The 12,056-nt window shown below is 70.9% G+C and carries 13 protein-coding genes; 8 read left to right on the top strand and 5 right to left on the bottom strand.

The genetic code is table 11. The features are described 5' to 3' along the window. Positions 1-95: 95 nt before the first annotated feature. Together AC08OU_RS02415 and AC08OU_RS02410 are read right to left on the bottom strand one after the other, a co-directional pair. Complete coding sequence (locus tag AC08OU_RS02415) at positions 96-662, bottom strand: DUF6542 domain-containing protein (RefSeq protein ID WP_476601972.1); 567 nt, start codon at positions 660-662, stop codon at positions 96-98. Between the two features lie 146 nt (positions 663-808). Beyond that, positions 809-2,260 (bottom strand): DNA recombination protein RmuC, encoded by a 1,452-nt coding sequence (locus AC08OU_RS02410; protein ID WP_476601970.1) that lies wholly within the window; start codon positions 2,258-2,260, stop codon positions 809-811. A gap of 171 nt (positions 2,261-2,431) precedes the next feature. On the opposite strand from AC08OU_RS02410, the gene ychF reads away from it, so the two are divergent. After that, complete coding sequence (gene ychF, locus AC08OU_RS02405) at positions 2,432-3,508, top strand: redox-regulated ATPase YchF (protein WP_476601969.1); 1,077 nt, start codon at positions 2,432-2,434, stop codon at positions 3,506-3,508. Positions 3,509-3,638: 130 nt separating this feature from the next. Here the strand turns inward: ychF and AC08OU_RS02400 are convergent, their stop codons facing one another. Further along, positions 3,639-4,085 carry a hypothetical protein gene (locus AC08OU_RS02400; protein ID WP_476601968.1) on the bottom strand — a complete coding sequence of 149 codons (447 nt, stop codon included), beginning with the start codon at positions 4,083-4,085 and terminating at the stop codon, positions 3,639-3,641. Between the two features lie 24 nt (positions 4,086-4,109). Next, positions 4,110-4,805 carry a heparan-alpha-glucosaminide N-acetyltransferase domain-containing protein gene (locus AC08OU_RS02395; protein WP_476604219.1) on the bottom strand — a complete coding sequence of 232 codons (696 nt, stop codon included), beginning with the start codon at positions 4,803-4,805 and terminating at the stop codon, positions 4,110-4,112. 122 nt (positions 4,806-4,927) lie between these two features. Between AC08OU_RS02395 and AC08OU_RS02390 the strand changes: the two genes are divergently transcribed. Beyond that, positions 4,928-5,302: a DUF952 domain-containing protein gene (locus AC08OU_RS02390; RefSeq protein ID WP_476601222.1), complete on the top strand. Its 375-nt coding sequence runs from the start codon at positions 4,928-4,930 to the stop codon at positions 5,300-5,302. Positions 5,303-5,346: 44 nt separating this feature from the next. Here the strand turns inward: AC08OU_RS02390 and AC08OU_RS02385 are convergent, their stop codons facing one another. Beyond that, a complete protein-coding gene (locus AC08OU_RS02385; protein ID WP_462187153.1) occupies positions 5,347-5,646 on the bottom strand; it encodes a 4a-hydroxytetrahydrobiopterin dehydratase in 300 nt (99 codons plus the stop codon). Between the two features lie 160 nt (positions 5,647-5,806). Here AC08OU_RS02385 and AC08OU_RS02380 point away from each other — a divergent pair, with 160 nt between their 5' ends. The 6 genes from AC08OU_RS02380 to AC08OU_RS02355 all read left to right on the top strand — a co-directional run bounded on the left by AC08OU_RS02380 (position 5,807) and on the right by AC08OU_RS02355 (position 11,908). Next, positions 5,807-6,310 carry a (deoxy)nucleoside triphosphate pyrophosphohydrolase gene (locus tag AC08OU_RS02380; protein ID WP_476601220.1) on the top strand — a complete coding sequence of 168 codons (504 nt, stop codon included), beginning with the start codon at positions 5,807-5,809 and terminating at the stop codon, positions 6,308-6,310. Positions 6,311-6,585: 275 nt separating this feature from the next. Beyond that, positions 6,586-8,448 carry a translational GTPase TypA gene (gene typA, locus AC08OU_RS02375; protein WP_476601218.1) on the top strand — a complete coding sequence of 621 codons (1,863 nt, stop codon included), beginning with the start codon at positions 6,586-6,588 and terminating at the stop codon, positions 8,446-8,448. Between the two features lie 102 nt (positions 8,449-8,550). After that, positions 8,551-9,438, top strand: a complete 888-nt coding sequence (gene mshB / locus AC08OU_RS02370) for an N-acetyl-1-D-myo-inositol-2-amino-2-deoxy-alpha-D-glucopyranoside deacetylase (protein ID WP_476601226.1) — start codon at positions 8,551-8,553, stop codon at positions 9,436-9,438. A gap of 151 nt (positions 9,439-9,589) precedes the next feature. Further along, complete coding sequence (locus tag AC08OU_RS02365; protein ID WP_476601216.1) at positions 9,590-10,594, top strand: S1C family serine protease; 1,005 nt, start codon at positions 9,590-9,592, stop codon at positions 10,592-10,594. Between the two features lie 41 nt (positions 10,595-10,635). Then, positions 10,636-11,124 carry a DUF6113 family protein gene (locus AC08OU_RS02360; protein WP_476601215.1) on the top strand — a complete coding sequence of 163 codons (489 nt, stop codon included), beginning with the start codon at positions 10,636-10,638 and terminating at the stop codon, positions 11,122-11,124. A 157-nt stretch (positions 11,125-11,281) separates the two neighbouring features. Continuing rightward, a complete protein-coding gene (locus tag AC08OU_RS02355) occupies positions 11,282-11,908 on the top strand; it encodes a flavin reductase family protein (protein WP_476593187.1) in 627 nt (208 codons plus the stop codon). Positions 11,909-12,056: the final 148 nt, after the last annotated feature.

Below are 12,056 nucleotides of genomic sequence, written 5' to 3'. Positions count from 1 at the left end.
TTTATTGAGGGCGCGGATTTACTCATGGGTCGGTTGTGGCGGTACGGCCGACCTGGCGTGGGGAACTGGCGCGGGGAAGCGGCGGTCCGGGCCTACTACGACCGGCGTCGGCGCTCGGCGGCCGACTGCGAGAGGGAACGTTGCCGCTCGCGGCGCGCCACCTGGGCGCGGCGACCCCGGAAGAGCGCGATGACGGCCACCAGGATGAAGGCCGTCAGCAGGATCGGAGCGTGAAAGATCATCTCTGAGCCGACGTCGATGGCCTTGTTGCGCAGGCCGGAGCTGCCGTCCCCGGCCGCGGGGTTCAGGTAGCCGACGCCGAGGGCGATGAGCGCGTAGGCGAGCGGCGGCATGATCACTACGCCGATGAGGTCATCCGCATGCACGCGGACCGCGGCGAGGACGCACGAGCCGATGAACAGCACGCCGAAGGCGAACTTCAGGGAACCGAAGATCGCGGAGTCCACGATGGCACCTAGCCCACCGAGGACGAGGACGAGGATGCCGGTGCCGAGCGCGGTGAGGCCCCGGCGGCTGCCCGTGAACAGCGTGGGCGGCGGCCCACCCGCCCGACCGCGCGAGCTGCGGGCGTACAGATCGTCATGCCCGCGAGCGCGTGCGGATCTGCCCGGCGGTCCGGCCGACTGCCGGTGAGGCGGCACACTCACGAAGGCAAGGTACCGCCCGCAGATTTCCAATGCGTCAGGGCGATGCGCCAGACATGCGCATCAGCTCTCGTATTTGAGCTTTCGGTGTCGATCTCACTGCTTTCCGTTGCTTAAGCCTCCTTATGCTAGTCGTCTGCGTCTCATCTGACCGGATCTGCGCCGTCAGAGGTCTGATACCCGGCATCGACTCCGAGGTCCTCTATGGCGCCACCCCGCCCGGTCGTCGCGCCCTCCCCGATACTCCTCAGGAGCTCGGCGGCGGACAGCGGCCGCACGCCGGTCTCCACCGGAACCGGACTGGGGAGCCCCGCCTCGACGACTTCCATGGCCGCGAGCCGGCGGGCAGGGGTCAGCACCCGGCTTTCCAACGAGCCGACGGTGGCGTTGAAGTCCCCCACCGCCCGGCCGAGCGAGCGACCGAGGCGATCGACGTGTTCGCCCAGGGTGCCGAGGCGGGTGTAGAGGTCGCGACCCAGCTCGAAGATCTCTTTCGTCCGTGCGGTCAGCGCATCCTGAGTCCAAGCGTGGGCGATGGTGCGCAGCATGGCGATCAGCGTGGTTGGGGTAGCGATGATGACCTTCTTGCCGGCGGCGTGTTCGAGCAGGCCGGGATCGTGATCGAGGGCAGGGGCCAGGAACGCCTCGGCGGGGACGAAGAGCACCACGAACTCCGGGGACGACGGCAGCCGCCGCCAGTAGGACTTGGCGCCGAGGCCGTCGACATGCGCACGCAGATGGCGGGCGTGGGCGGCCATCCGGCGCGCGCGATGGTCCTCGTCCGTCGTGTCGGCGGCCTCCAGGAACGCGCTGAGCGGAACCTTCGCGTCGACGACCACGTTGCGGCCACCGGCAAGATGGACGACCATGTCGGGCCGTTGCGGGCCGTCGTCGCCCTGGATCGTCATCTGCTCGGTGAAGTCGCAGCGGTTGAGCATGCCGGCCACCTCCGCCACCCGGCGCAGCTGCATCTCGCCCCAGGCACCGCGGGCCTGGGGCCGGCGCAGCACGGTCACGAGCGCGGCGGTCTCCGACCGGAGGTTCTCCGACGCCTCACGGGCGAACCGCACCTGCTCGACGAGCGCCGCGTAGGCCTCGGTGCGCGCGGTCTCCAGCTCCCGCAGCCGGTCTTCCATCCGCCCGAGGGCCTCCCGCAGCGGCGTCACCATGCTCTCGACCGCCGAACGACGGGCGTCGAGGTCGCCGCGGGCACGGGCGCCGGCCTCGTCCAGCCGGGCGGAGGCCAGCTCCACCAACTGACGGCTCGCGCCCTCCAGAGCCTGCGCGGACAGCGCTCGGAAGCTCTCGGCGAGCCGGTCCTGGCTCTGCTCGACCAGCGCCACCCGCTCGGCCGCCGCTCGCTGCTCGTACTCCAGCGCGGTGCGCAGGCTGGACACGTCCGACTCGGCCAGCATCGCGCGCTCGGCAGCGGCGGCGGCGGCCTCCCGGGCCTGGTCGCGCTCCCGCATGGCGGCGGCGTGCGCGGCCGTGAGCGCGGCGACCCGCGGATCGGGGAAGCGGCGCGCGGCGGCGAATCCGCCCATGGCGCCGAGAGCCAGCCCGATCAGGGCCAGCAGCGCGCTGGTCGTGTCCACGGGAGAGAGGCAATCACGGCCCTCCGACAGTTTCGCGCGGTTTCGCGGTGAGTCGGTCCCCGGCGGGGCCCTTCCCGGCGGGGCGCTTCCCGGTGAGCGGCCGCAGGGCCCGTAGCCGTGAGGCCCGTAGCCGTGAGGTCCGTAGCCGTGAGGTCCGTAGACTGACCGGCCATGGGCTTGTCGATCGGGATCGTCGGGCTGCCCAACGTCGGCAAGTCCACGTTGTTCAACGCCCTGACGCGCAATGAGGTGCTGGCCGCGAACTACCCGTTCGCGACGATCGAGCCGAACGTGGGCGTGGTCGGGGTGCCCGATCCGCGTCTCGGCGAGCTCGCGAAGCTCTACGACAGCGCCCGGACGGTGCCGGCCACGGTCAGCTTCGTGGACATCGCCGGCCTGGTCCGAGGCGCGTCCGAGGGGCAGGGCCTGGGGAACCGCTTCCTCGCGAACATCCGCGAGTCCGACGCGGTCTGCCAGGTCGTCCGGGTGTTCTCCGATCCTGACGTGGTGCACGTCGAGGGCAGGGTCGACCCGGCCGACGACATCGAGACGATCAACACCGAGCTGATCCTCGCCGATCTGCAGACCGTCGACGCGCGCCTGCCGAAGCTGGAGAAGGAGGCCCGGGCCGACAAGGCGAAGCAGCCGTTGCTGGCCGCGGTGAAGGCCGCGCGCGAGGTGCTTGACGCCGGTCGCACGCTGTCCTCGGAACCGAAGATCGATCGCGACGCCCTGCGGGAGCTTTTCCTGCTCACCGCCAAGCCCTTCCTCTACGTCTTCAACGTCGACGAGGACGTCTTCGCCGATCCCGGTCGGCGCAAGGAACTTGTCGGGTCCGTCGCGCCCGCGGACGCGATCGTGCTGTGCGCCAAGGTCGAGGCCGAACTGGCCGAGCTCGACGAGGCCGACGCCGCGGAGCTGCTGGCCTCGCTCGGCCAGGAGGAGAGCGGCCTCGCCCAGCTGGCCCGGATCGGTTTCCACACCCTCGGGCTCCAGACGTTCCTGACGGCCGGCCCGAAGGAGGCCCGGGCCTGGACCATCAGGGCCGGGGCGACCGCGCCGGAGGCCGCCGGGGCCATCCACACCGACTTCCAGCGTGGCTTCATCAAGGCCGAGATCGTCTCGTACGATGCCCTGATCGCGGCCGGTTCGATGGCCGCCGCCCGCGCGGCCGGCAAGGTGCGCATGGAGGGCAAGGACTACGTGATGGCCGACGGCGACGTCGTGGAGTTCCGCTTCAACGTCTGAGCAGCCTCCCGACCGCTATGGCCGGACCGCGAAGGAATGCGAGTCCGGAAGTAGCTTTGGGATCAACGGCCGCCTCTACAGCGAGGCTGTGGCCGCGGCCTGAAGATCTCCGGCGGCCGTGGTCACCGCGCTAAACGAGCTGCCGGGTGGCCGCGGCGACGACCGCCTCGACCGGTCCTCGCATCCCGCTCGCCCGCCAGGCGGTGGCGACGGTCAGGGCCACGGCCGCCTGGAGCAGGAAGGACGGCGTCGGGTCCGCGGGGAGGAAGGACGCGGACATCACGATCACGTGGGCGCAGTAGAGGGTCAGCGTCATCGATCCGACGGCGATGAGCGGGACCAGCATCAGGGGCGGCAGCAGCCGGCTCAGGAGCAGGACGAACCCGAGCAGGGCGACCGCGGTCGCGCTGGTGTGCAGCAGATCGACGGGCGTGGACGAGTGCGGGGTGTCGACGGCCAGCCACCACCAGGTGTTCGTCGGGGTGCTGCCGTACAGCCCGGCGTCGAGGATGGAGCGCACCGGCAGCGGCCCGACTCCCGCGACCTCGACGGGATCGACGGATTCGAGTGCGGCCATGCCTGCGGCGTGCCGGAGCAGTGCCTAGGAGGCCAGCGACGCCGCCGCGGCGATCGTGCCACCCTCCGCGAGCAGGGCGGCGGCGACCCGCGTGGACCGTAGATCCAGCCGGCCGGCCGCGAGTCCCACACAGAGATACCCGAGCCAGGCGAGCGCCGGATAGAAGCCGGTGAAGCCCATCTCCAGGGTCAGGCTCACCGGGTGGGTGAACACCCGGCCGAAGGTTGGGTCGTCAAGGGTCGGGGACGGCAGATGGTCCCGGCTGAGGAGGCCTGCGGCCGGGACGACCGCGAACGCCAGCACCGTGACGACGACCAGCGCTCCGAGCGGAGCCCGCAGCAGCGGCACGGCCAGGATGAACATCAGCGCGTAGTAACAGAGGATCACCGCGATGCCGGAGTGGGTGTAGCCGAGGGCGAGGCCGATCGTCCCGATGCAGGCCGCTCGTGCCACAGTCGACGCGCGCGCCTGTGGCGCCGGCAGCCGGCCGGTCGACAACGCCAGCGCCACCCCGGCGAGTACCGCGAAGGCCGCCGAGGCCCGGCCGGAGGCGAGCAGATGCGCGGGGGTCGCCGCCCCGTCATCCTCGACCGCGGGATAGACGTGCGTCGCGACCATGCCGATCAGGGCGATGCCCCGCGCCGCGTCGACTCCGCGTACGCGGCCTCCCCCGGGGGCCTGCGGGTAACGGGGCTGAAGCATCGCGGGCACGCCCTTCACACTGGTCTCCGGGCGGGGGTGGGTTTCGTCCGGCCCGCCGGGAGTATCCCCGGGCCGATGCGGGCACCGCGACCGTGGCTCGGCAGTCAACGACTGATGAGTGGCAAGGAGAGGGGGATGGCGTGATCTGCCATCTGGCGGGCCGGTCCGAGTGGGCGGCCGGGGCTGGCGGGTACCGCCCGGCGAGCCTGGCATCCGAGGGGTTCATCCATTTCTCCGCCCCGGAGCAGGCCGTGGCCACCGCGAACCGGTACTACGCCGGGCATGCGGACCTGCTGCTGGTCGTCGTCGACCCGGAGCGGCTGAGCGCGGAGCTGCGCTGGGAGCCGCCGGCGGCCGGGGTGCCCGCCGGCCAGGCGCCCGCGGGGGGCACGCCCGCGCCAGGGGAGCTCTTCCCGTATCTCTATGGGATGATCGACACCGGCGCGGTGACGATCGTCGTACCGTTCCCGCCTGATCCGGATGGTGTCTTCAGGGTGCTGCCCAGCCTCTGGTGATCTCCAGATCTGTTCGGTACGAGACGTCTGTTCGGTACGAGAGCTCAGTACGAGACACCGGCCGAGTACAGGATCTGTGAGATCCTGCGGGCCAGGGCCACGTCCAGCTCGGTGACGCCGCCGACCGAGTGGGTCCAGACCGTGAAGGTCGTTGTTCCCGGGCCCCGCTCGACGACCGGATGATGGTTCATCGCGTCCGCTGCCTGCATGACCTCGGCCACGATCGCATCGGCCTCGTCCCCGTCCAGCATGATCTCCAACTGGATCCGGTCGGCGTCGCCGATCCAGCCGGGTAGTGCCGCCAACGCCTCGGCGACTTCGGTGGTGTCCAGTCTGCTCGGCATACCGATTCCCTCCGGCTGGTGATTCTCTGATTCTCTGGCTTGCGGTCCGACGTCCCGCTGCTGGGCGAGCCGTCCTGGTGGAGCCACCCGAAAGGCTCATCAGACACGATCCGCCGGGAACGGATCCACGGCTGGCCGGACTCTGGGAGAGTCCGGCACCATGAACGCGGATGTGGAGGGCTTGGATGCCCTCCCTTCTACCCATGGACGACGGCGTGGAACACCCGAGGACCGGGACGGCACCGACGTCCCGGTGGTGAGGGGACGTCTGGTCGTCGCCGTCGCGCTGCTCGACGACGATCGCCGGGTGCTGGCCGCCCGGCGCCGGGAACCGCATCCCTATGCCGGGATGTGGGAGTTTCCGGGCGGCAAGGTCGAGTCCGGCGAGCACGAGCTCGACGCGCTCGCCCGGGAGTGCCGGGAGGAGCTCGACGTCGAGATCGAGGTCGGTCCGCCGCTCGGCGAGGTCGGGCTGTCCAGCCCCGGGTGGGTGCTGCGGGTGTGGCTCGGCCGGGTGACGCGCCGGCAGCCCCAGCCCGTCGAGCATGACGAGCTGCGCTGGCTCGGCGTAGCCGAACTGGACGATGTCCGGTGGATGCCGGCCGACGGGCCCCTGGTGGCGGAGTTGCGCCGCGTGCTGTCGACTCCCGGATCGCTTTTCTGAACGCCGGCTTTTCTGAACGCCGGCGACGGGAGGTCGCGGACCGGTGAAGCCCCGGACCGGTGAAGCCCGTTGTAGCCGTGGCATCCGTACCATGGGTGCATCCGTACCATGAGTGGCGGTGCGACTGTTGCCGGTGTACGCGTGACGGGCAGATCGTCGTGCCGCGGCGCCGACACCATGGCGGGCACCCGCCAGAACGTTCGCGTCACCGGTTCATGCGTTACCGTCGTTTCATGCGGTGACGTCGTCGTCGTTGTTGCGGGGTCGCGAACCCCATGTCCGCCCCGGAGCGCATCACCGTGTCTCTTCGTGCCGATCTTCGAAACGTGGCAATCATCGCCCATGTCGACCACGGCAAGACCACCCTCGTTGACGCCATGCTGCGCCAGTCCGGCGCGTTCGGCGAGCATGCCGAGCTCACCGACCGCGTGATGGACTCGATGGACCTGGAGCGTGAGAAGGGCATCACGATTCTCGCGAAGAACACCGCGGTCCGTTACGGCGACATCACGATCAACATCGTCGACACGCCCGGTCACGCCGACTTCGGCGGTGAGGTCGAGCGCGGCCTGTCGATGGTCGACGGCGTCCTGCTGCTCGTGGACGCGAGTGAGGGCCCACTGCCCCAGACGCGCTTCGTCCTGCGCAAGGCGCTCGCGGCGCGGCTGCCGGTGGTGCTCGTCATCAACAAGGTGGACCGGTCGGACGCCCGGATCGCCGAGGTGGTCGACGAGACCTACGAGCTCTTCCTCGACCTCGACGCCGACGAGGACCAGATCGACTTCCCGATCGTCTACTGCAACGCGAAGGCGGGCCGTGCCTCCACCACCCGCCCGGCCGACGGGGTGAGCCCGGACTCACCCGATCTCAAGCCGCTGTTCGACCTTCTGCTGGAGACCGTGCCGGCGCCGTCGTTCGATCCGGACGCGCCGCTGCAGGCCCTGGTCACCAACCTCGACGCGTCCCCGTACCTCGGCCGGCTCGCGCTGTGCCGGGTGCACAACGGCACGATCAAGCGTGGTCAGCCGGCGACGCTGTGCCGGGCCGACGGCAGCCAGCAGCGCGTCAAGATCAGCGAGATGCTGATGACGCAGGCGCTCGAGCGGGTGCCGGCGGAGTCGGCCGGGCCGGGCGACATCATCGCCATCGCTGGCATCCCCGACATCACGATCGGGGAGACCCTCGCCGACGCCGATGATCCCCGGCCGCTGCCGGTCATCACCGTCGACGAACCGTCCATCAGCATGACGATTGGCATCAACACCTCCCCGCTCGCCGGCCGTTCCGGCAAGAAGCTGACGGCACGGCTGGTCAAGAACCGGCTGGACGCCGAGCTCATCGGCAACGTGTCGATCCGGGTACTGCCCACCGAGCGGCCGGACACCTGGGAGGTGCAGGGCCGCGGGGAGCTGCAGCTCGCCGTGCTCGTCGAGCTGATGCGGCGCGAGGACTTCGAGCTGACCGTCGGCAAGCCGCAGGTCGTCCCCCGCATTGTCGACGGCAAGATCCACGAGCCGGTGGAGCGCCTCACCATCGACGCGCCCGAGGAGTTCCTCGGCACGCTGACCCAGCTGCTCGCGCTGCGCAAGGGCCGGGTCGAGCAGATGGTCAACCACGGCACCGGCTGGATCCGGCTGGAGTACCTGGTCCCGGCCCGCGGGCTGATCGGGTTCCGGACCGAGTTCCTCACCGAGACCCGCGGTACCGGGCTGCTGCACCACGTCTTCGACCGGTACGAGCCCTGGTTCGGGGAGCTGCGCACCCGGGCGACAGGCTCCATGGTCGCCGACCGCAGCGGGGTGGCGACCGCGTACGCCCTGTTCAACCTCCAGGAACGCGGCACGATGTTCGTCGGGCCGACGACCGAGGTCTACGAGGGCATGATCGTGGGTGAGAACTCCCGGGCGGACGACATGGACGTCAACCCGACCAAGGAAAAGAAGCTCACCAACATGCGTTCATCCACCGGCGACGAGCTGGTCCGGCTCACCCCGCACCGGGTACTCACCCTTGAGCAGGCGTTGGAATTCTGCCGCGAGGACGAGTGCGTGGAGGTCACCCCGGGCTTCGTGCGGCTGCGCAAGGTGGCGCTGACCGCCGCCGAACGCGAGAAGATCCGCTCCCGCCGCCGAGCCTGAGCCCGGTCCCCAGATTGCGGCAAAGTCGCCCGTAGGGTCGTCAATGTGACGACAGCTGCCCCATCATCACCCTCTACTGCGCCACTTCCCGCCCGGCGGGTGATGTTCGTGCACGCCCACCCCGATGACGAGGTGATCTCGACGGGGATCGCGCTTGCCTCGTACGCCGCCGCCCCCGACACCCACGTCACCCTCGTGACGTGCACATTGGGGGAGGAGGGAGAGGTACTGGTGCCCGAGCTGATCAATCTGCAGGCGGATCGGGGCGATCAGCTCGGCGGCTACCGGATCGGCGAGCTGGCCGGTGCCTGCGCCGCGCTCGGCATCACCGACCAGCGTTTTCTTGGCGGTCCCGGGCGTTGGCGGGACAGCGGGATGATCGGCACCCCTGCCAACGACCATCCCCGCTGTCTGTGGCGGGCGGACCTGGACGAGGCCGCGGCGGAGCTGGTGCGGATCGTGCGCGAGGTCCGGCCGCAGGTGCTCGTCAGCTACGACGCCCGCGGTGGTTACGGGCACCCCGATCACATCCGGGCCCACGAACTCACCCGGAGGGCCTTCACCGACGCCGCCGACCCGTCCTTCGCCCCGCAGGCCGGTCCGGCCTGGCAGGTCGCCAAGCGATACGAGACGGCGCTGGCGCGGTCGAGCGCCGTCGCGGGCTTCGAGTACTTCCGCGATTCCGCCGCTGAGAGCAGCCCGTTCGCGGGTCTGAAGTCCGTGGACGAGCTGGGGATGACGCTTGTCGACGATGCGGACATTACGACCGAGCTCTCCGCTCCCCACTTCTTCGAGGCGAAGATCGCCGCCATGCGGTCGCACCGGACACAGATGAGCGTCGACGGGTTCTTTTTCGCGCTCGCCGATGGCATCGGTCAGCGAGCCTGGAGTGTCGAGCACTTCGTGCTGGCCGAGGGCGCCCGGGGGCCGGGGGACGGTCCGGGCGGGCGGGAGCGGGACCTGTTCGCCGGTCTCGTGTGTGAGCCCTGATCGACTCCAACGCCCCGGCCCGCTGACGACCTGGCCCGCTCGCCCGCCCGCCGGCCGCGGTGGCACAGGCACCTCGGTGGGAATGTTCTGGACGGCCCCGTGTTCGTAACGCTGTAATCAATGTAAGTGTGGCGTCGGCCGAGGAGGTCGGATGCGGACCAGACGTGCCAGGGGAGACGGACCCGACCCGGCGCGGCCCGGCGGTTCCCCGCCGGTCGAGCCGCTGGACGCCTATTCCGCGGTCGTGACCCGGGTGGCCGCGGCGCTGACCCCGTCGGTGGCGAGCCTACGGGTGCGTACCCGGCGCGGCGCGGGGGCCGGTTCCGGGGTGGTGTTCACCGACGACGGGTTCCTGCTGACCTCCGCGCACGTCGTCGAGGGGCATCGGGCCACCTCCGGAGCGTCGGTCGGGCTGGCGCAGTTCGCGGACGGCACCGAGCGCGAGGTCGACCTGGTGGGTGCCGATCCGCTCTCGGACCTGGCCGTGCTGCGGGCCCGGGGCACGACCCCGCCGGCTGCTGTCCTCGGGGACGCCGCGGGTCTGCGGGTCGGCCAGCTCGTCGTGGCTGTCGGCAACCCGCTGGGGCTCACCGGCAGCGTGACCGCCGGGGTCGTCAGCGCCCTCGGCCGGTCGTTGCCGACCCGTTCGGGCTCGGCCGTGCGGGTGGTCGACGAGGTGATCCAGACCGACGTGGCCCTCAACCCGGGTAACTCCGGCGGGGCGCTGGTCACGGCCGACGCCCGGGTGGTGGGGGTGAACACCGCCGTCGCCGGTGTCGGCCTGGGGCTGGCCGTCCCGGTGAACGACACGACGAGGAAGATCCTCGCCGCGTTGATGCGCGACGGCCGGGTCCGCCGGGCGTACCTGGGGGTCGCGGGGGCGGGTGTTCCGCTGCCGCCCGCCGTGGCCGAGCGGATCGGGCAGCGCCACGGTGTCTGGCTGGCCGAGGTGGTTGTCGGCAGCCCGGCCGGGATCGCCGGGCTGTTCACCGGGGATCTCGTCCTGTCGGTGGCCGGGACGCCCGTCGTCACCCCGGGTGATCTCCAGCGACTGCTGACCGAGGGCACGATCGGCCGGCCAGTGGAACTCACGGTGTGGCGGCGGGGCGCGTTGGTGGACGTGATCGTCGTACCCGCCGAGCTGGTGACCGCCTGAGGACCGGGCGGGCCCGGCGGACGATGTCCTACTGTCGGAGAATGCCCCGTCCCAGCGCCGGTCCCCGCCGGACGCCGCCCTCAACCCGGTTGTCCCGACAGCCGGCGCGGCCGTCGTTGCAACCGTCCCCGGACCCGCAACCCGGCAGGGCCTTTCTGACCGCCTCCTACACACTGGGGGTATTGCTGGGGGTCGGGCTGGGTCTCTACGGCGTCTTCCTCGTTCCCGCCGGTCCGCGGCCGGGGGGGATGCTGCTGTCGCTCGGCGTACTGGTCGCGCTGGTGGGCAACGGGGGTGCCGCGCTGCTGGTGCGGTGGCTGACGGGCACCCGGCTGGGACCCACGACCGTGCTCATCGGCTGGGCCGTCGTCGTGCTGCTGTTCGCCAGTTCCCGCCCCGAGGGGGACCTGTTGTTGCGGGCGAGCGGATTCGGGTACGCGTTCCTGTTGCTCGAGGCACTGAGCCCGATCGCGGTCATCGTCCTCGCCGGGGCACGGCGGGGGCTCGCGGTGCTTCCTCCCGGTCGCTGAGCACCGGTCCGGTCACCCGGCCGTCCGGTCACCCGGTCGTCCGTCTCGCCCTGGGAGATGTCACCGGCTCTTGTGATGTGGGAGATGTCACCGGCCCTTGGGGACTGTCGCCCACGTGGTGAGCCCACGCGGTGAGCGGAGCGGGTAGCGTGGTCGGGTGGGCAGCCCTGCGCACCGTGGAGAGAACCGGGCCGGCGCGCCCGCCTCCCAGACCTCTCAGACCCTCCAGGCCGACCGGCCGACGCTGCGGACGGCGGACTTCCGCAGGGCGGTCGGCAGGTTCGCTACCGGAGTGACGGTCCTCACGACCGTCGCCGACGGTCGCCATCTCGGCATGACGGCGAACTCGTTCGTCTCGGTCTCCCTCGACCCGCTGCTGGTGCTCGCCAGCATCCGCCGGGACGCCCGCTTCCACGGTCCGCTCATGGCCTCGGGGGTGTGGGGAGTCTCGGTGCTTGCCGAGGACATGGCCGAGACGTCGCGCTACTTTGCGAAACGCGCGTATGACCAGCCCGGCGACATGTTCGCGGGATGGGAGCACTCGATCGGGCCAGAGACCGGAGTGGTCCTGTTCGACGGCGCGCTGTCGGTCTTCGAGTGCCGGACAGTCACGACCCATCCCGGGGGGGATCACACCCTCGTCCTCGGTGAGGTCGTCTCGTTCGCCCAGCCGCGGGACGATGTCGGACCGCTCGTCTTCTACGACGGGCGCTACCTCGACCCGGTGGGTGCGGATACGGGAGGAACAGAGGCGCGGAGGGAAACAGACGGTTCCCGAAGCTAACGGGCGATTCCCGAGGCGAGCGGGCGGTCTCCGGGGCTAGTTGAGCCGGGCGCGGGCCGCGGCGGCGGCTTGGCGGGCGGCCGCCGCGGCGGCCGGCTCGACCGCGGCCACCGTGTTGGCGAACGCGGCCAGATCGGTGGCCCCGCCG

It is taken from the genome of Frankia sp. CcMO1 (assembly GCF_977945845.1).
The sequence above is the reverse complement of the archived record's forward strand: the minus strand, read 5'-3'. Positions and strand labels throughout refer to the sequence as shown.

Excerpts from the sequence above, each read along its gene's own strand:
- AC08OU_RS02365 (WP_476601216.1), top strand. The coding sequence starts at position 9,590 with ATGCGGACCAGACGTGCCAGGGGAGACGGACCCGACCCGGCGCGGCCC.
- typA (WP_476601218.1), top strand. The coding sequence starts at position 6,586 with ATGTCCGCCCCGGAGCGCATCACCGTGTCTCTTCGTGCCGATCTTCGA.
- AC08OU_RS02360 (WP_476601215.1), top strand. The coding sequence starts at position 10,636 with ATGCCCCGTCCCAGCGCCGGTCCCCGCCGGACGCCGCCCTCAACCCGG.
- AC08OU_RS02380 (WP_476601220.1), top strand. The coding sequence starts at position 5,807 with ATGAACGCGGATGTGGAGGGCTTGGATGCCCTCCCTTCTACCCATGGA.
- AC08OU_RS02400 (WP_476601968.1), bottom strand. The coding sequence starts at position 4,085 with ATGGCCGCACTCGAATCCGTCGATCCCGTCGAGGTCGCGGGAGTCGGG.
- AC08OU_RS02385 (WP_462187153.1), bottom strand. The coding sequence starts at position 5,646 with ATGCCGAGCAGACTGGACACCACCGAAGTCGCCGAGGCGTTGGCGGCA.
- mshB (WP_476601226.1), top strand. The coding sequence starts at position 8,551 with ATGTTCGTGCACGCCCACCCCGATGACGAGGTGATCTCGACGGGGATC.
- ychF (WP_476601969.1), top strand. The coding sequence starts at position 2,432 with ATGGGCTTGTCGATCGGGATCGTCGGGCTGCCCAACGTCGGCAAGTCC.